The following is a 19,774-nucleotide window of genomic DNA, read 5'->3' on the forward strand; positions in this document are numbered from 1 at the left end:
TCTAATTTAAATGTATGAAAAAAAGCCCAAAGTTTTCACTGTTGGGCCTTGGTTCTAACAAGCGAACTGGTTTATACAATTCGTTTCATGGCAGACATGTAGCCGCGCAATTCTGTTCCAATAACCTCAACAGGGTGGTTTCTAACTGCGCTATTTACAGCTATAAGCTTCTGATTATCAACATAGTTGTCTGTATTGCTTAACCCTGCACCTATTACGTCACTGCTAATATTCTCCATAAATGGCTTCAGCAGTGGTAGGCAGGCATGGTTGTACAAGTAGCACCCGTATTCAGCAGTATCAGAGATGGTTCTATTCATCTCGAAAAGCTTTTTACGTGCAATTGTGTTAGCAATAAGTGGCGTTTCGTGCAAAGACTCATAGTAAGCTGACTCTTCGATGATCCCCGCAGCAGTCATCGTTTCAAAAGCCAGCTCAACACCCGCTTTGACCATAGCAACCATTAAGATGCCTTTATCGAAAAACGTTTGCTCTGATATATGCTGTTCAGTATTTGCTTGTTTTTCAAAAGCGGTTTCAGCGGTTTCAGCACGCCATGTTAGTAACTTTGCATCATCCTCTGCCCAGTCAGCCATCATGCCACTAGAAAATTCACCACTGATAATGTCATCCATATGCTTGTTATAGAGCGGCGCCATAATCGTTTTAAGCTCTTCGCTGAGTTCAAATGCTTTGACTTTTGCAGGGTTAGAGAGCCTATCCATCATGTTTGTAATACCGCCATGCTTGAGCGCTTCAGTGATGACTTCCCAGCCATATTGAATTAATTTGGACGCATAGTCTGGAGCGATGCCTTGCTCTACCATCTTGTCAAAGCAAAGTAGTGAGCCGGTTTGTAGCATGCCGCACAAAATAGTTTGCTCGCCCATTAAATCGGACTTCACTTCGGCGATAAACGATGAGTGAAGGACACCAGCTCTGTGCCCACCTGTGCCTGCTGCATATGCTTTTGCTTGTGCTAAGCCTTTACCTTCAGGATCATTTTCTGGGTGAACAGCAATAAGCGTTGGTACACCAAAGCCACGTTTATATTCTTCTCTTACTTCAGTACCTGGGCATTTTGGTGCAACCATGATGACCGTAATGTCTTCACGTACTTGCATGCCTTCTTCAACAATATTGAAACCGTGTGAATAGGCCAATGTAGCGCCTTGCTTCATCATAGGCATCACTGCTGTGACAACGGCTGAGTGTTGTTTGTCTGGTGTTAAGTTGAGTACTAAATCTGCTGTTGGAATGAGCTCTTCATAATTACCGACAACAAAGCCATTATCACTGGCGTTGAGGAATGATTGTCTTTTTTCATCGATTGCAGATTGCCTAAGTGCATACGATACATCCAACCCAGAATCTCTCAGGTTAAGACCTTGGTTTAGCCCTTGTGCGCCACAACCAACAATCACCAACTTTTTGCCTTTTAGTGCTTCTACACCGTCATTGAACTCTGAGGGATCCATAAATTTACATTGTGCCAATTGAGCCAGTTGCTCACGTAATGGTAAAGAGTTGAAATAATTCGCCATGTCAGATCCTGCTTTGTCGTCTTAATGTGATTTGTTAGTGTTAGAGCTAAGATAGTGAGATCTTGTACTTGCGTAAAATGATATATTTAAATTATTGTATTTCATATTTTGAAAGATAGGGTGCCTAGATGGATCATAAGCAACTGAACTACTTTTTAGCTTTGGCAGATACTTTGCATTTCACTCGAGCAAGTGAACGCTGTTATATCAGCCCGCCGACATTAAGTCGCCAAATTAAACAATTAGAAAATGAGGTAGGTGCACCACTTTTTATTAGAGATAACCGAAGTGTATCTTTGACACCACAAGGCAAGGCATTTGTTCAATATGCGCAAGCGACCTTGGCAAGCTGGCGTCAATTTAAAAGTGAATGCCAGGATGAGTCCCAGCCATTAACAGGCGAGCTCAGTTTATACTGCTCCGTTACAGCATCATATAGCTTCATCTACGATCTATTTGCACGCTATCGTAAAGAGTTTCCTCAGGTGGAACTAAATTTGATGACGGGTGATCCCGCTTTTTCTCTTTCCCAGATACAAGGTGATTTGGCGGATGTAGCTGTGGCTGTCAAACCTGCTGCATTACCTCAAGGTATTGAGTATCAGTCAATTGGCCGTTCTCGATTGGTGTTTATCGCGCCAACTATGGCTTGTCCATTAACGGAGTTGTTGGATAAGCATAATAAAAGTGATTTGCCGTGGGGAGAGTTACCCTTCATTGTACCTGAGCAGGGAGTACTTAAGGAGAGAATAGATAATTTTTTTAAACGTATGTCGATCCAGCCTCAAGTCTATGCACATATCTCCGGTCATGAAGCCATGGTTGCCATGGCAAGCTTAGGTTTTGGTGTAGCCTATATTCCAGAGATTGTGTTGTCACAAAGCCCGTTTAAAAATCAAGTTCAGCAATTGAATTTGCAATCTGAAGAAATAGATATTGGCTTGGTAGCAAAGAAAAAACGGCTCCAAGATCCGGTAATAAATAAATTGTTTTCGGTATCTTGTGGAATATTTAATTCGTAAAGCTGATGTTCAGGTAAGAGGAGTAGACTCGCACAAAATTAGGTGTATTGAACAGGGGTAGGTAGTGCGTACCATACTGATCGCAGAGAGTAAAAGTAACAGTTTGGCTGTGCCACAAGCTGCACTTCAAGATCAAGGATTTGATGTGCAAACGATGGTTCTAGAAAATTTAGACCATGTAAATCAAAAAAATCGTAAAGGAATGGTAAGTAGTATTGTGATTGATCAGAGTATCGCTACCAGTGCAAAATTCGACACCATAAATACTTTAAAAAGTTATTATCAAGTACCTGTTCTGGTGTCTGTTGAAGATAACAATGATGACATTCAAAGCCTGTTACTTGAACTGGGCGCTGATGATGTTATCGCAACTCATGCTAAACCCCGGTTGTGGCGAGCACGTCTTGACGCCATGTTACGTAAATACCAGTCTGTTAAACCCCAACATAATTGCAGTAATGGCAAAGAACTGTCGTTTGGTGCATTGACCATAAAAGGGGAGGAAAGAACGGTTATGTTTGAAAATCAACGTGTGAGTTTGACAACGCACGAATTTGATCTAATTTGGTTATTGGCGTCTAAAGCCCCCAAGGTGGTTAGCCGCGAAGAAATTTATGAAAAGATCATCGGGCAAGATTATCAGGCTAATAGTCGCACCATAGATGTGCGCGTATCTTGTTTGCGTAAAAAGCTAGGGGACAACGCCACTAGCCCACAAAAGATAAAAACTGTGTGGCGTCAAGGGTATCTGTTTGTCAAAGAAGCATGGTAAAAATTTATAGTTCGAATTTTTCGAACTATAAATCAACCAAACCCTGTGAAAATTATATAACTAAATATTCTATAATTTGTATTTAAAAAATTAATTACCTTTTATTACAGAGTCTTATGTATTTATTTTTGTAAAATGCTAGTGACTCTCATTATCTCTTCTATAGTTAGTCTTAACACTGCCTACTAATCAATATGTTCTTAACAACGCAAACAATATTGATTCCTATTTAGGTGGGTGTATACTTTTGCCCGTTAAGAAAATGCAAATACAAATAATTTTCATAGGAAGACGTCTAATGGCATTAAGAAAGTCTCTGCTTGCAACTGCAATTTTAGCAGCAACAGTTGGTTTAACAGGTTGTGGTGGCTCTAGTAGCGATAACAATACAGTAACTACTCCAGATACACCTGCACCAACAACTCCTTCAAATAAAGCACCAACAATTGTTGTTGAAACTGCAAGTGTTATGGAAGATACGCTGGGTGCAGAAGTGACCGGTATCACGATTGCAGATGACAATGATGATGCAGCAGCACTGACGTTTACAGTGAGTGATGGGCGTTTTGAGGTTGTTGAAGGTAAATTAAAGCTGAAAGCGTTTAACGCGCTAAACTTCGAGCAAGAAGCTGAGCAAAAAGTATCAGTAACAGTAACAGCTACAGACTCTGCAGGTGAAAAAGTAGAGCAAGCTATTGAGATTGCAATCGAAGATATGGCACCAACAGCAGGTAAAAACCTGTATGCTTTTGGTCATAATGATAAATCAAGTGTTTCTTATTCAGGCCAAACATCTCGTCATGCAGCTATGGCTGAATCAAAGGCGTTACTGGGTAAATTAACGACAGATTTGAGTGTAGATGAGCGTAATAATACATTAACTTTGGCTGAAGGTTTTATCCTTGCGCAAGATACGAGTTTCCATGGCTCTGCTTTCACGTTTACTGAAGGCAAAGGGGTAGCACAGGCTAACTTAGGCGAAATCAGCAGCAAAAAAACAGTCGCTGGTGCAGGTGGTAAGATTGCTGGTAGCGATGCTAAACCGATGAATAAAGATTGGAACAATGGTGCTTTTGCTGGTTGGGACATACCTGATAGTTTTGCAAATACGCCAAACGGTTTGGTTGAATATTATTTTGACCTAATCGAGAAACAAGTTGCTATTGCAAATGATGGCACACAGATCTTTGCTGAGCACAATGGTGGTAAGCAACCAATTACAAAATTGTATGTAACTCCAGAAGGTTTAGATTTAGCACAGCTTATTCAAAAGCACTTAAATGGTGCTGTATCTCTGTCTCAAGGTGCGGACGATTATATGGATGAGTTGTTATTCAACAATCCAAATGGCAACACGGAGATCTCTCCAGCGCAGAACGCAGAAGTTGATGCTGACAAAAACTACACAGACATGGAGCATAAGTGGGATGAAGCTTATGGCTACTTTGGTTCAGCAATCAACTACTTAGAGTACTCGGATGACGAGATTGCTGGTAAAGGCGGTCGCCCAGAATTTGAAAAAGGCTATAACGACTACGATGGTGAAAATGGAATTAACCTGAAATCAGAGTATAACTTTGGTAACTCAGGAAACGCAGCGAAGCGTGACCGTGGTACAAAAGACAACGCAAACCCAACTGATTTCAGTGCAGCAGCTCAAATCGCATTTATTAATGGTCGTGCAATCATCAACAAAAATGTTGGTACGAATATTGACCAATGGTCACCTGAAGATCAAGCTGAGCTTAAAAAGTACCGTGACCAAGCACTTCTATACTGGGAAAAATCAATCGCAGCAACAGTCGTACATTACATCAATGATACGATTAGTCATGAAGATGGTGACCTAAAAGACATCGCTGGCGGTAAATACAATGCTGAACAGTTCTATGCCGTTGCTAAGCACTGGTCTGAGATGAAAGGTTTCGCATTGAATTCACAGTTCAACCCACATTCACCAATTACTGATGAAAATTTCAAAGAAATTCACAGATTAATGGGTGATGCACCTAAACTTGCAGCTGCTGATGTTGATGCTTATATTGCTGATTTAGAAAAAGCACGTGACATCATTGCTGATGCATATAAGTTTGATGCAGATAATGTTGCTAACTGGTAATCTGTTTTATTATTTATAACGTAAAGGTTAGCTACGTACGTAGCTAACCTTTTGTTTTATTTATAGGTATCAAAAAAGAGAGACACAATGAGAGTGTTAACCCCATTGAGTACAGTTGCTGTGGCTGTCACTGTCACCTTGCTATTAACTGGCTGTGGAGAGAGTAGCTCAAGTAATGCAGGGTCTGAGTTTGCAGGCGGTAACGGTACTACTAATCCGACTACGCCAACGACTCCGACGACGCCAACCTCATTCGATGAGGCTGCGCTGGTTGCAAACTTGGTTAATAACGTATTGACGCCAACATTGACTCAATTCGATCAATTTGCCAAAGCACAGCAAGCTCAAATTGCAGAGTACTGTATTGCAGCAAAGGCACAAAGCGATAATGCAGCTGAGCTTCATGACAAAGCTAAAGATAGCTGGCGTGCAACTATGGTAGGTTGGCAATATGTTGAATTAATGCAAGTAGGCCCACTATTAGAAAACGGTAAAGCATTTAAGAGTAACATTTACTCTTGGCCTGCAGGTGGTGCGCTTTGTAGCATTGATCAGGATATCGTATATCACGAGGATGGATTTATAAATGGCGATACAAGCAAGCCTTATGATATCAAAGCACGTACATCCGATAGAAAAGGTTTAATTGCGATCGAGCATGCGTTATTCAACACAAACTATGATCACAGTTGTAGCTTTGCAAATGAAGCGCTAGCTCCATGGAACAGTCGTTCAGTGGAAGAACGAAAAGTTGCTCGTTGCGAATTTGCCCATACAGCAGCAGGTGATATTGTCGTAAATAGTGAAGCGATTTTAGCCCGTTGGCAAGGCGATAGTGGCTTTGCAAGTCAATTGATTAATGCGGGCAGTTCAGATTCAAAATTTGACTCAGCGCATACCGCATTGAACGAAATATCAACAGCACTTTTTTATATGACCAAAGAGCTTAAAGACAAAAAGTTGGGTGAACCTTTAGGCTTGTTTACGAACAGTTGTGGTTCTAATATTTGTCCACAAGATGTTGAGTCTGACATCTCTGAGCATTCAAAAGAAAACTTACTTGCTAATATCCGCGCGTTTAGACAGATTTTTACCGGTGAGGGCAGTAACGCTGATAACACTTTGGGCTTTGATGATTTCCTAGATGCAGAGCAAGGCTCTGATGTGAAACAGCGTATGTTGACAGGGTTAGATGAGGCAGAAGCAGCTTTATTGGCAATTGATGGGTCTTTGAAAGACGCAGTTGAAAACAATACGGCTTCTGTAACAAACGTGCATGATAAGGTTAAAGATGTGACTGATGAACTTAAAAGTGACTTCATCAACAAGCTAGCCTTAGAACTTCCTCAAACATCGGCAGGTGATAATGACTAAGTACACACGTATGAATAAATCATTGCTTGCAGTGGCGGTTGCTGTTGCATTACCAAGTGCTTTCGCTGATGAAACCGCGAAAGACGATATCGAACATATCCAAATTATTAGCCATTATGACAAGCTAAGAACAGAAGCTGGCTCTGCGACATTACTTACAGAAGAGCAGCTAGGTGAGTACGAGTACGATGATATACATCGCGTACTTTCGTCTGTACCAGGTGTGAATATTCGTGAAGAAGATGGATATGGGCTTCGTCCTAATATTGGTTTTCGTGGTGTGACGCCAGAGCGTAGTAAAAAAATTACGATCATGGAAGATGGCGTTTTAATTGGCCCTGCACCATATTCTGCGCCAGCTGCTTATTATTTCCCACAAACAACACGCATGACTGCGGTTGAAGTCTTCAAAGGCCCGGCTGCAATCAAACATGGTCCGCAAACCATCGCGGGTGCACTTAATCTCGTGACACGTTCAGTGCCTGAGTTTACCGAAGGTGCAATTGATATTGCAGCAGGCGGTGATGGCTATACTAAAGCACACGGTTATTTTGGCTCAGTAGTCAACAATGTTGGCTTTTTATTTGAAGCTGTGAATGTGCAGGCTGATGGCTTTAAAGAGCTTGATGGCGGCGGCGATACAGGCTTTGATAAAAACGATTTCTTAGCTAAGTTTAACTACAGACTACAGCAAGGCGATTTTGAACATAATTTCGGTCTGAAATTAAGCTATGCAGATGAAATTTCTGACGAAACCTATCTGGGGTTAACAGAAGCTGATTTTGCAGAAAACCCTTACCGCCGGTACGCTGCAACAGCGCCTGCTAAAATGGATACTGAGCATCAACAAGTGATGTTTACGCATAGCATGAGCAGTGATAACTTGAGCTTAACTACGCGTTTGTATCGTAACGATTACGAACGCGCATGGCTGAAGTTAAATAGTATTGAAGGTAAATCACCTCAGGAAATTTTGTTAAACCCAGAAGCGGAAGACAATCTTCGTTTGTTTGAGATCCTAAAGGGTGAACAAGACTCTGTCGTGCCTGGTGCAGCAAACTTTTTAACCATGGGCACAAACGATAGAGAATACTACTCTCAAGGCTTACAAATCGATGGTGATTTGACATTCAAACTGCTTGATTTTGATCATGAGTTATCGTTTGGTGTGAGATTTCATGAAGATGAAATTGAACGTAAGCACTTTGAAGAAAGCTATGAGATGAAATCTGGCGTTTCAACCTTGGTTGAAAATAGTAAGCGCTTTACAACACTTAACACTGAGCATACAGAAGCCTTGTCTGTGTATATTGAAGACAAAGTGAAGTTTGATGCTTTAACTTTAGGTGTGGGTGTTCGTGGTGAGCTTATGGACATGCACTACCAAAATAATAACAATGCAAATGACTGGCTTGATAAAACAACTCGGATCTGGCTACCAGGTTTGAGTGGTTTCTATCAACTGAGTGAAGATGCTGGCTTATTGTTTGGTATTCACCGTGGTTTTTCACCAGCATCGCCTGCGCAATCGTCTGAAATTGAAATTGAAAAAAGCACAAACTATGAATTTGGTGGCCGCTTTAACGATGGCGTAACTGAGTTTGAAGTGGTGAGCTTTTTTAACGACTATAGCAATTTAAAAGAAAGCTGTGGCCAGTCTAACTGTGGTGATAGCACGCAACAAGATGCAGAGTTTAATGGTGGTGCTGCTCATGTATATGGTCTTGAAGCACAGTTCTCTCAACGTTACCCTCTAAACTTACAATTGGATATACCTTACAGCTTGGTGTACACCTATACCAAAGGTGAGTTTAAAAATGATCGCCTCACGACCTTCGCCCAATGGGGTGAGGTAAGAAATGGTGATCCACTGCCATATTTACCTGAGCATCAGGTGAGCTTTAATATTGGTTTGAGTGCAGAGAAATGGCGCACCTCTTTGGCGGTTAAGTACATCGGTTCTATGCCAGAAGCTGCGGGCCGAAGCTGGAGTGAGGGGACACAAGAGTTTACTCTATATCTAGAAGGCCAAGAAGTACCGTCTTCGACAACCGTTGACTTTTCAGCAAGCTACGACTTCGATAGCTATGGTCAGGTATACTTAAAAGTAGACAACCTACTTGATGAAGACAAAATTGTGAGCCGCAGACCATATGGTGCGCGCCCAGGTAAGCCTAGACAGCTTACAGTAGGGTACAAATATCAGTTTTAATTGATATTGCTGTAAACAGTTTTCATACTATTAAGGCCGCATTATGTGGCCTTTTTTGAATTAAATTGGAGTGGGTAAATTTAATGATAGAGACGATTTGGCAAAGTATATCTACCTTGCCAGGATATTTAGTTGATGCCAATAAGCGTATTTTTTGGTTGTACTTAGCATCGGCTGTGGTGATGGCGTCTTTCGTTTACTATGCAACTAACCAGTCGCGCTCTGTTAAAGGGTTTTGGCACTTTTTGTTTCCTCGATCTGTTTGGCTTCACGATAGTGCCAAGCAAGACTACGGACTGTTTGTTATTAATCGCGTCATTAAGGCGCTGACCTTTACGCCTATCGTCTTAACCATGGTGCCCGTAGCCATTGGTATTTCAGATGGGCTTGAGGCATTATTTGGCCCGTCCCTCCATTTACAGTGGCCTCCGTTTATTGTGGTTGGTGTGTTCACATTGATGCTATTTCTTATTGATGATTTGACGCGGTATTTACTTCATTTGGCATTACATAAAATCCCTTGCTTGTGGGAAATTCACAAAGTGCACCATTCGGCTAAGGTGCTTACCCCATTTACTATTTATCGTTCACACCCGATAGAAAGTTACTTTTATGCCTGTCGCATGGCGCTTACGCAGGGTATTGTGGTGGGGCTTGGCTATTTCTTTTTTGGTTCAGCCCTGAGTATGTTTGATATTTTGGGTGCAAATGTGTTTGTTTTTGTGTTTAACATTTGTGGCTCGAACCTGCGTCACTCTCATATTTGGTTTAGTTGGGGGGATAAACTGGAAGGGTGGGTGATAAGTCCTGCACAGCATCAAATTCATCACAGTGATAACCCTAAGCATTTTGATACCAATATCGGCTCTGCACTGGCTATATGGGACCGTATGGCTGGCAGCTTGATACGTGCTTCAGAGGCGAAAGGTATCACTATTGGCGTTGGTAAATATGACGCTGGTCACGATTCATTGTGGGCAATTTACTATAAACCTGTTGTTGGTGCTGCTAAAGCGCTCATGCCGAATGTATTTATTAGGAAAAAACATGATAATCAGTAGGAAAGAAGGTAGGCTGGCGACGGGCATGGCCAGCCTATTTTAGGAGAGAGTAGGCTCTCCAAAAATCGGTTTTTAGTGCATCACGCGTGAAGAAGCGCGATAAAACCCAAGATCATTCAGCTTGGCAATCAAGCTTGGGTCATCTAAACGCTCTGGAGTCGACTCACTACGTAAAAAATGGTCGTCAGGTACAGCATGTAAATCTAACATCTTTTGAAATAAAATATTACGAATTGCCAGCGCTGTCATACCCGAGTCTTGGATATCATCTAAGCGTTTTTGTATATCGGCAAACGGGCCTGCATTGACGTCGTCAACTGCTGCTGGAAAGTGCGAATTTAACTTATTCTTGCTCATGCAAACCCTCATCAATATTCTTACTATGATCCTCGAATGTTCCCAAAAGAGGATACTAAGTATCAGATTTAAGTACAAAAAATTAGAGATGCGCTCTCTAACTGACACAGCCAGTGTACTCTGTTTCGATGTCGAATTACTAACTTCGATGTAAAGTTTTGTAAATCGCACTATTACAAAAAGCGCTAAAAAATGAGGAAGATTTTGGACGTCTAGATGTAACTATATGACAGGGAAATAAAAATAGTTCTTAGTACCCTTTAGGGGTTCTAAGAACTATTTAGTGGATTTAGAATAATTTTTCTTTTACGTGCTCTGCAAAACCACTACCCGCTTCAAGATAGAAGTTATAAGTTGAATGCACACCCATGTCTTCCAGTTCCTTTTGCTGATCCGGATAGTTGGCAATGGCTGTTACTTGCCCCGTATATCCAGACGCTTGAAGCTGCTCTAATGCGTAAATATTTTGCATGTGTTTTGGCATGGCTAGCATAACCATTTCGACACTAGAGTGATTTACACGTTGCCAAAAATCCGGATCCGTTGCGTCAGCGAGTAACACCCTACGGCCTCGCTTGATGTGTTTGTCGACGACTTCCGGTTTGATGTCTATCCCTGCAACCGAGTTTGGGTGGGAGCAGTGGATTGTTTCATAGGCACCAGTACCAATTCTGCCCATACCAAAAATGACGATCCGTGTATCGGTCAGATTAACGGGTAGCTCTTCCTCTAAGCGTTTCGGACTTTCAAATTTTTGTAGTATATGCTCAAACTTAACGTATATTTCGTTGGCACGTTTATTCAACGGTGAGGCCAGAATAAACGTGATTGATACCGCGATGGCGACAACAGCAAGCCAATCAGGTGCAATCAACCCAGAGCTTGCAGCCACTGCGCAGACGATAAGGCCAAATTCACTGTAATTTGAGAGTGTAAAGGCGCTGAGCAGTGAAGTACGTGCGCGCAGTCTGAACATATTTGTCAATACGTAATAGAGCATGACTTTTATAGGCAATACCAAAACGAGCAGCAAGCCAATGAGGAACGCGTTTAAAGAAATACTGGCGTTTAAACCGATATTTAAGAAAAATCCGACAAGCAACACGTTTTTAAGGTTCAGTAAAGATTTAGCAAGCTCACTGGCTTTTTTATGAGGTGCGAATATCATACCGATGATCAATGCGCCTAGATCGCCTTTTAAGCCTGCAAACTCAAAGGCATGGTAGCCGACGACCAGCGCGAAGAAAAAGCCAAATAGAGGAAGTAGTTCGCCATGTTTTGAGCGACTAAGTACCCAGAACATTACTTTTCTAAATACAAATAAACCAGCGATTAAGCCCAGTGCCCAAAGGTTTGGCATTTTCCCAGTACTGATCGCTAGAAAAACCACGGCAAAAATGTCCTGCATGACTAAAATACCGATGGCAATTTTGCCATGTAAGCTTGCCATTTCACCTCGTTCTTCCAGCACCTTTACAGCAAAAACGGTACTGGAGAAACTAAATGCAAAGCCGACTAGTAAAGCACTTTGCCAGTCGAGTTCGTTGAATAGGGGTAAATTGAAGACACATAAAAGCAGTAACAGAGAGGCAAAAAAAGCACTACTTAAAACAATATGCAACGTTGCGGGGGCCCAAACTTGCGGTTTTACCAAGTTTTTCACTCGCAATTTTAATCCGATACTGAATAACAGTATTGTGACACCTAGGTCAGCCAATTGAGAGAGCAGAGGTGTTGTTTGTTGTCCCATTAGGTTGAGAATAAACCCAGCCATTAAGAATCCTATCAAAGGTGGCAGCTTTAATTGATAAATTGAAAAACCACACGCGAAAGCAATTGCAAAATAAAGTAGTTCCATAAGTTACGCTGGTAGTGTTTGGTGCATCGATTCTATCAAATCGAGCTAGTTTATAAATCTATTCTGGACGAAAGTATGGTGCATGTTGTGTTCAAACAGAGCTATATTTATCAAAAATAGGCAGATTTTCACTGACAAGCTGTAATAAATGTGTTTAAGATGCCTTAACGGAACATCCTCGAGAGGAGTAATGATGTTTAAAAAACTCTTAGCATCTGTCGGAGTAGGTGCAGCAAAAGTAGATACTGTATTAGAAACGGAACATTTACACCCAGGCCAGAAGTTTCAAGCTCAAATTATCGTAATGGGCGGTGATGTAGAACAAGAAATTTCAGGTTTAGAGCTCGCTTTAATGACCAAAGTAAAAGTTGAGAATGATGATGGCGAGTACTTTACAAACCATGTTATTGAAAAATGGCGTATTCCTGAAGAGTTTACGATTTCTCCAGGTGAACAGAAGGTGATCCCTTTTGAAGCTCGTTTACACTCAGAAACACCAATAACGCAAATAAATGCTCCTTATAATCATTGTCATGTGTGGCTTGAAACGGGCTTAGACATAGATCTTGCACTTGATCCATCTGATAAAGATGCCTTGCATGTTTACCCTAATGAAGCGGTTAAAGCGGTGTTGAGTGCCATGGATAAGCTGGGCTTTCAATTAGTCAAAGCCGATGTTGAAAAAGGCTATTTACGAGCATCAAGTTTCCAGTCAATTTCTGGTTGTTACCAAGAGATCGAGTATCGTCCTAATAGTCGCTCGGTGTTTGGTTTGCAAGAAGTTGAATTGTCATTTGTACCTGAAGCGCACAAAACGCACGTGCTAATTGAACTGGACCGTGCTTTTAGAAGTGATGGCTATGTAGATTTAACGATTGAACATGATCAAGTCAACTTGTCGCGCATTTGTGATCAGTTGGAACGGTTGTTTGCTTAATGTAGAGCACTATGTCGCCAATGACAGAGTTTAAAATCAAATCATTTTATGAGCTCAGCCATGATGAGCTCTTTCAAGTCTTTAAATTACGTGTTGATATTTTTGTTGTTGAACAACAATGCCCTTATCCTGAAATTGATGAGATAGATCGCGCCTCCTCTACGCTACATATTTTGTTGTCTGACGATGAACAAGTGCAAGCTTATGCTCGCTGTTATGTGAAAAGCGATGATATAGCTGCAATAGGGCGTGTACTCATCTCACCAGCAGCAAGAGGCGCAGGGGTTGCGTATACATTGATGGAGAAGGCGATTGAGTCTTGTCAATCTCGTTATCTCGATAAACAGATTGAGATTTCAGCTCAGACCTATTTACAAGCGTTTTATCAAAAACTTGGGTTTAAAAGTATTGGTGAAGCTTATTTAGAGGATGGGATTGAGCATATTGATATGCAATACGCTCGATAATTTACTGCTGTAATGATGACTAAAAAAGGCGCATAAGCGCCTTTTCTTATAGTGAATTAATGAAAACTAAAGCGATTGCCAGCGGACAAACAAATTTAATATACCAAGGCCAAATCTTCCAAAAGAAGCTGTTTTCTACAGACTCATTGCCTTCTTTGATGGCGTTAAGCAGTTTGCCTCTGTGCCAAATCCAACCTGCAAAGACACAGCACAACATGCCAATTAACGGTTGGGCAAATTGTGTGGTTAACTGCACTACAAAGCCAAATAAGCTATTGAAGTTCAGTATAATCGTGACGCTTACCACACTAACAATCAGGCCAATTAATCTTGTCGCATGCACTCGCGCCAAAGCAAACTTTTCAACAGCGTAGGAAACCGGTGCTTCTAACATTGAAATAGAGCTGGTGAGTGCTGCAATGCTCATCAGTGCGAAGAAAGCAAAGCCAATAAAAATACCGATGCTGCCCATACTGTCAAACAAAGCAGGAAGCACTTGGAAAACAAGTGTGTCTTCAGAAAGTAACTCACCTGTCTGTGAGAATATTTCGACACCTTGTGCTTGTGCAACGTACATGGCCGGAATGATCAGCATGCCTGCAACAAATGCAATAAATACATCAATAAGCGTAACGTAGGCACCAAGAGACACTAAATTTTCTTGTTTACTGATGTAAGAGCCGTAAATGATCATCACGCTGGTACCAAGTGATAATGAGAAAAATGCTTGTCCAAGTGCACTGACCAATAAATTAGGGTCTAAAATTGAGCCAAAGTCAGGAACCAAATAGGCCTTAACGCCTTCCATTGCTCCATCTTGCGTTAAGACATAGGCAATTAGTGCGAAGAGTATAAACAGCAGTGCTGGCATAAGGCGTTTCGACCACTTCTCGATACCATTTTCAACACCTTTACTAATGATGGCGACAGTAAGAAGGATAAATGCTGCTGTAAAAATCAGGTTTCTTGATAATGATTGTTCACCAAGCCAACTAGTAGCCGACTCGCTGCCACTGATCACTGCGATAGGTTCCAAAGTGGCACTGAACATCCAACCTGCGACAATCGCATAAAAACTTAAAATTAAGCCAGAACAAATAATACCGCCGAAACCCACGATAAATGCAAAACGTTTTTGTATTGAGTTATTCGCTAGCTTTTGCAAAGAGGTCACTGCATTTGCTTGACCATGGCGTCCAATCACTAGCTCAGCCATCAAAGCCGGATAAGCAAGACAAAAAGCCAGCACTAAATAGGCTAGCACAAATGCAGCACCACCATTACTTGCTGTTTGTGTGGGAAACCCCCAAATATTACCTAGACCTACTGCAGAGCCTGCCGCAGCCATTATAAATCCAAACCGAGAACTAAACTCTCCTCGAATACTGCTCATGTTTTTATATTTCTCTTTTTTTGAAGACGGCCGCAACAATCTACTGTAATTGAGGCGAAATAAAAAGGTTTATCTGCACTGATCTAGCACAAGTTTTTGGTGGAAAAAACAGCGTGCAGATCAGTATCCATAATTTTTTATTAAACAATTACTCAACCTATTGTTTTTTAATAGCTATTTGTGCTTGTCTAGTAATGGATGTCAGTCACTCTGTACGGTTTGAGAGACTGCTTTACAGGGTAAAGTTAATGTAAATTTAGCGCCCCCTAGCAGTTCTGAGCGATTTACAGAGGCTTGACCGTGATGCCAATCAACAACTTTTGAAACAATAGCAAGGCCTAACCCATAGCTTTTACCAGCTCTGTTACGGTGTCCTTGTTCCTGAAAAAATGGGTTAAAAACTTTGTTCCAGTTTTCAGGCTCAATACCAGGGCCGTCATCTTCTACGGTTATTTCGATTTCATGGTCGAGTAATTTTGCACTAATAAATAGTTGCATTTGAGCAAAATCACAGGCATTGCTTAGCAGATTTGAAATAGCACGAGCGAGCCAGTGGAGATCGGCTTCCATGATAAGCTCTGGTTGAACTGAGATATTCGCGGTAAGTCCATTTTTCGACATTTTAGGGTGCATTTGGGCGACAATATCTGAGATGTAACCTTTTAGCGTGATGGGCTCAAACTTTAATAGGTGAGATTTTTGTTCCAAGGTAGCGAACGATAGATAACTGGAGAGCATATCTTCCATTTGATCTAAATCTTTTTCCATGCGTTCAAGTAAATGATGTATCTCATCAATATCATTTTCTTCTAGTGCAGCATCAAATCCAAACCTTAAACAGGCAACGGGGGTTCTTATATCATGTGACAGACTAGAGGCCATCAGTTTGTTTTCGGCAAGCAGCTTTTCAATTTGATTCGCCATACGATTAAACGTAAGTTCAACGTCTTTGATGTAAGTAAAATGGTTGACTTCGATTCTTGTTTCTAAATTTCCGCTTGCAAATTGCTTTGCTGCGTGAGTAAGTACTGACAATCTTTTAGCAAGTGGCGCCAATACAAACCACATAAATGCACAAACACCGGAATAAAAAGCTAAGGTCAGTAGTACATCGTAGCTGTTGCTTTCAGGTGGTTTCTCCAATTGCAGCTCTATGTAATCGGGTTTGATCGCGGGTGTGGACTTAAGCAAGTAAAAGTACCCTTCGTCAGAATCTATCAGCAGGCCCTGAGGTCGATGCATTTGCTCAGTGAGTTCAGAAGGAAGTGCTAGAGAGGCACCTGAGTGATATTCGATCTTAAGATCAAAGTCTGCACCAGCTTGTTTAATAAAGTCTGCGCGCGCTAATATGGGGGTATTGCCAGCTTGATTTGCAATTCCCACAAGTAGTTTAGCTTGCCAAAAAAAGTTGTCTTCATTTGGTGTGGTTTGCTCACTGAACGTATCAATTAGCCATCCCAAAAGAATGATAGAGATGATCACGCCAGTTAGTAAAGCAACGTATAGCTTTCTCATTATTAAGCCCCAATAAGAGTAACGTAGAGCTGTCTAAAACAGAGATGTAAAGTAATCAAGGTTTGTTGTAGCCTAGTTATAATACTAAGCTACACAATACTACCAAGCCGACGGCACCAATAAATACCCTTTACCCCAGATGGTTTTAATTTTTTCAGGATTTTGTGGGTCATCATCAAACTTTTTACGGAGCGCTGAAATTAGGACATCTACGCTGCGATCCAAGCCATCATACTCACGACCTTTGGTTGCTTTAAATACCGCATCTCTTGAGACGACTTCCCCAGCATTGGAGGCCAAAAAGTGAAGCAATAAGTATTCTGCACTAGAGATAACGACCTCTTGTTCAGACACCATTACTTTTCGTGACTGTGTGTCAATTTTGAGATTACCTACCGTTAAAAGTGCGCTATTTTTTTGTTCTTTATTGCTTGAGTCTTGCGCTGCTCGGGCATTGGCTTTTATTCTTGCTAAAAGTGCTCTTGGTCTTACTGGCTTTATAACATAGTCGCTTGCCCCTACCTCTAGGCCAATGACTTCATCCATCTCTTCATCTTTTGCGGTCAACATGATGATAGGTTTGTTGTAAAATTGCCTTAGCTCTCTGCATACACTTATTCCATCTTGACCTGGCAGCATGATGTCGAGTAGCACTAAGTCTGGGTTGAGTTGCTTTACCATGGCGACAACTTCATCCCCTCTATGGCAGCACGTCGTATCGTAGCCTTGATTATTTAAATAATCCGCAACCCATTGTGCAAGTGACTCATCATCTTCTACCAGTAAAATAGTTCCGTATTGCTCCATAAACAAGCTCCTTTAAATCACATAAATGCCCATGTAATGAGGCAAATTTTTTTGATAAAACCATACTAACTTTTTATTTTTATTGCGCCAATTATATTTATTGTTGACTGAAAAAATGTAATGAAGTGTATGAGTTTGTTGATTATTGCACGTTTAACTTATCAACCAGGCCACTTGTTAACTTTAACAGCATTTTTGGGGTCAGTGCGCGTACTTCTTCTTGTTCACATGCCCCTGCAACCTTGATAAGAGGTGTTTGTGTCGGTTCCACGATGTATTTGGGGATATCAACCGCGGATTGATATCGTTGCTGCCTCGCTTCATCCGTATTTTGTTCAGCAATAAACTCAAGAACCTCTTGTTCATTAGTGATACGCTGCGTTTCGGTAAACGTATATTGCATAGGTATGCCTTGGAATCCAGCGCTATCTACTGAAGATTTTGCAAACCAAACAACATCCGATGAATGGTTATGGGTCAATCGCATGCTTAGAGAAGCGGTGATATTGCTGCACTGCTTTGTTGGCATAGTCTGCGATATTTTCGCGATATATGGGTGGTCACTGGTAGGTTTGTTGAAAACATAGGTTTTATCTTTGCCATAGGCAAGGTCGATTTGCTGAATGATCAAGCGATAATCTGTGTTTTGATGATCATCAACAATTAGGCCCTTTTCACTCAGAATATCCACAAGTGCGCGATGAAGCTCATCTGTGATTGTGACTTTACTTGTATCTATGTACACAGAGTCAAGCTTTTTGACTGCATGGGCGGGTAATTGAACAGATTTAATACGGGCAGACTCAAGTTCACTACTGTAACTTATTTGGAATACAGATTTTTGTAATAGTGGCTTAGGAGGCGTACTTAACTTTGGTGCAAGTGGTTGTGAAAGCATACAACCTGTAAGCCCTGTTAAAGCAATAGCGCCTATGATTACTCGCATTATTAAATACCTCAAATTACTTTTCTTTATTATCATGTAAAGTCAATGTGCTAAATTCTATCTTGTAATCATTGGTCAGATACAGTCTAAAAATGTTCAAGATTGTAACTCGTTATATAATATAACTTTATTCTACAAAAAGATTAGCGCTTTAAATCAATGTATGTCGTGAGACAGCAACTTACGTGATACCATAACATCGCGTGTTAATGAACTGAGTCATTATGAAGTCACTATTTATATTTTCAAAATGCCTGATGTTGATGGTTTTATCTCAGCCTGTAAAAAGTAATGAGATAGACAAAGCCAAAGCGTGGGAGCATTTTGTAAGCGACTATTCTAAGCAAGTACAGCGAAAACTAAAAGAAAAATCGGTACCAGGTGCTGCTTTGAGTATTACCCACTTGGAGTTTGGAGATTTAGCGAAAGGTTACGGTCGAACTAAAGTTAAGAATGGGAAGAAGGTTAATGGCAAAACCCGTTTTCGATTAGCGTCGGTTTCAAAAACATTTGCAGGGTCATTAACAGCTAAATTAGCAGCTGAAAATCGTGTGGATTTGGATAAGTATGTTGCTGATTATTTGCCAATTTTCTTAGATAGCCAATATTCTACATTGCGGGTCTATCATTTATTAAGTCACTCGAGTGGGTTAGTACCCAATGCCTATGACAATCTGATTGAGTCTCGAATGTCTTACCAAGATATTTACCCCAGATTGCTCAAAGTTGAAAGCCTTTGCCGGCCAGGGATTTGTTACGGCTATCAAAATGTGATGTTTAGTTTGGTGGGTAATGTCATCGAGCAAGCAACGGGGTTGAGCTACGAAACTTGGTTGAATGAGTTTATGTTTAAGCCGCTGGGTATGAAAGATGCAGGCCTAGGGTTTGAACACATGACAAGCAATGACAACTATGCATTACCGCATGTCAAAGGGCGCAAGAACTGGCATACCGCAAGACTAAAAAAGCATTATTATAAAGTTGCACCGGCTGCTGGTGTCAATGCGAGTGCTGAAGATATGGTTACCTGGTTGAAGGCCCAACTTGGTGCATACCCGAGTGTTTTGTCGCTCGATGCTCTGACAATTCAATCTCGTCCATTCACGCGGACAAAGCGAGAATTAAAGCGCAGAGTATGGCGCAAATATGTTGACCATGCGTATTACGGGTTGGGGTGGCGAATTTATGATTTTGAAGGTGAGACCCTATACTATCATAGCGGTTGGGTACAAGGTTACAGAACAGATGTGGTTGTGATCCCGTATTTGGGAATAGGGTTTAGCTTATTACTTAATGCCGAAAGTGGGGTAATTAATCAGCTGACCACCAACTTTATCCGCGATGCAATCACTGTAGCGAGGGGAGCAGAGCCGCGTTAGCGGCTCTGGAA

General features: G+C 41.2%; 16 protein-coding genes. 9 read left to right on the forward strand and 7 right to left on the reverse strand.

Annotated features, from left to right (window positions below):
• Positions 1 to 71: 71 nt before the first annotated feature.
• Positions 72 to 1,544 (reverse strand): ketol-acid reductoisomerase, encoded by a 1,473-nt coding sequence (gene ilvC, locus AC2CZC_RS11675; protein ID WP_484581908.1) that lies wholly within the window; start codon positions 1,542 to 1,544, stop codon positions 72 to 74.
• A gap of 128 nt (positions 1,545 to 1,672) precedes the next feature.
• Here ilvC and ilvY point away from each other — a divergent pair, with 128 nt between their 5' ends.
• The 6 genes from ilvY (at position 1,673) to AC2CZC_RS11705 (ending at position 10,104) form a co-directional block, all read left to right on the forward strand.
• On the forward strand, positions 1,673 to 2,566 hold the full coding sequence (ilvY, locus tag AC2CZC_RS11680; protein WP_484581909.1) for an HTH-type transcriptional activator IlvY: 894 nt from the start codon (positions 1,673 to 1,675) through the stop codon (positions 2,564 to 2,566).
• A gap of 64 nt (positions 2,567 to 2,630) precedes the next feature.
• Positions 2,631 to 3,338, forward strand: a complete 708-nt coding sequence (locus AC2CZC_RS11685; protein ID WP_484581910.1) for a winged helix-turn-helix domain-containing protein — start codon at positions 2,631 to 2,633, stop codon at positions 3,336 to 3,338.
• A gap of 298 nt (positions 3,339 to 3,636) precedes the next feature.
• Positions 3,637 to 5,457 (forward strand): DUF4856 domain-containing protein, encoded by a 1,821-nt coding sequence (locus tag AC2CZC_RS11690; protein WP_484581911.1) that lies wholly within the window; start codon positions 3,637 to 3,639, stop codon positions 5,455 to 5,457.
• A gap of 87 nt (positions 5,458 to 5,544) precedes the next feature.
• The gene (locus tag AC2CZC_RS11695) at positions 5,545 to 6,831 is read left to right on the forward strand and encodes an imelysin family protein (RefSeq protein WP_484581912.1); all 1,287 of its coding nucleotides are present in this window, start codon (positions 5,545 to 5,547) and stop codon (positions 6,829 to 6,831) included.
• Positions 6,824 to 9,043, forward strand: a complete 2,220-nt coding sequence (locus AC2CZC_RS11700) for a TonB-dependent receptor family protein (RefSeq protein WP_484581913.1) — start codon at positions 6,824 to 6,826, stop codon at positions 9,041 to 9,043. The genes AC2CZC_RS11695 and AC2CZC_RS11700 overlap by 8 nt, the downstream gene beginning before the upstream one ends.
• A gap of 83 nt (positions 9,044 to 9,126) precedes the next feature.
• Positions 9,127 to 10,104 (forward strand): sterol desaturase family protein, encoded by a 978-nt coding sequence (locus tag AC2CZC_RS11705; protein WP_484581914.1) that lies wholly within the window; start codon positions 9,127 to 9,129, stop codon positions 10,102 to 10,104.
• 72 nt (positions 10,105 to 10,176) lie between these two features.
• On the opposite strand, the gene AC2CZC_RS11710 is transcribed toward AC2CZC_RS11705, so the two are convergent.
• Together AC2CZC_RS11710 and AC2CZC_RS11715 are read right to left on the reverse strand one after the other, a co-directional pair.
• Complete coding sequence (locus tag AC2CZC_RS11710) at positions 10,177 to 10,461, reverse strand: hypothetical protein (RefSeq protein ID WP_484581915.1); 285 nt, start codon at positions 10,459 to 10,461, stop codon at positions 10,177 to 10,179.
• A gap of 289 nt (positions 10,462 to 10,750) precedes the next feature.
• Positions 10,751 to 12,319, reverse strand: coding sequence for a cation:proton antiporter domain-containing protein (locus tag AC2CZC_RS11715; RefSeq protein ID WP_484581916.1), 1,569 nt, complete (start codon positions 12,317 to 12,319; stop codon positions 10,751 to 10,753).
• A gap of 193 nt (positions 12,320 to 12,512) precedes the next feature.
• Between AC2CZC_RS11715 and AC2CZC_RS11720 the strand changes: the two genes are divergently transcribed.
• Positions 12,513 to 13,256, forward strand: coding sequence for a sporulation protein (locus tag AC2CZC_RS11720; protein ID WP_063360658.1), 744 nt, complete (start codon positions 12,513 to 12,515; stop codon positions 13,254 to 13,256).
• An 11-nt stretch (positions 13,257 to 13,267) separates the two neighbouring features.
• Complete coding sequence (locus AC2CZC_RS11725) at positions 13,268 to 13,723, forward strand: GNAT family N-acetyltransferase (RefSeq protein WP_484581917.1); 456 nt, start codon at positions 13,268 to 13,270, stop codon at positions 13,721 to 13,723.
• A gap of 46 nt (positions 13,724 to 13,769) precedes the next feature.
• On the opposite strand, the gene AC2CZC_RS11730 is transcribed toward AC2CZC_RS11725, so the two are convergent.
• The 4 genes from AC2CZC_RS11730 to AC2CZC_RS11745 all read right to left on the reverse strand — a co-directional run bounded on the left by AC2CZC_RS11730 (position 13,770) and on the right by AC2CZC_RS11745 (position 18,384).
• Entirely contained in the window at positions 13,770 to 15,116 is a 1,347-nt protein-coding gene (locus AC2CZC_RS11730) for a sodium-dependent transporter (protein ID WP_484581918.1), read from the reverse strand.
• Positions 15,117 to 15,317: 201 nt separating this feature from the next.
• The gene (locus tag AC2CZC_RS11735; protein ID WP_484581919.1) at positions 15,318 to 16,631 is read right to left on the reverse strand and encodes a sensor histidine kinase; all 1,314 of its coding nucleotides are present in this window, start codon (positions 16,629 to 16,631) and stop codon (positions 15,318 to 15,320) included.
• Positions 16,632 to 16,730: 99 nt separating this feature from the next.
• Entirely contained in the window at positions 16,731 to 17,438 is a 708-nt protein-coding gene (locus AC2CZC_RS11740) for a response regulator (protein WP_484581920.1), read from the reverse strand.
• Positions 17,439 to 17,580: 142 nt separating this feature from the next.
• Positions 17,581 to 18,384 (reverse strand): hypothetical protein, encoded by an 804-nt coding sequence (locus AC2CZC_RS11745; RefSeq protein ID WP_484581921.1) that lies wholly within the window; start codon positions 18,382 to 18,384, stop codon positions 17,581 to 17,583.
• Between the two features lie 224 nt (positions 18,385 to 18,608).
• On the opposite strand from AC2CZC_RS11745, the gene AC2CZC_RS11750 reads away from it, so the two are divergent.
• Positions 18,609 to 19,763: a serine hydrolase domain-containing protein gene (locus tag AC2CZC_RS11750; RefSeq protein ID WP_484581922.1), complete on the forward strand. Its 1,155-nt coding sequence runs from the start codon at positions 18,609 to 18,611 to the stop codon at positions 19,761 to 19,763.
• Positions 19,764 to 19,774 lie beyond the last annotated feature (11 nt).

The sequence above is a fragment of the Pseudoalteromonas sp. MMG033 genome (genome assembly GCF_057197785.1).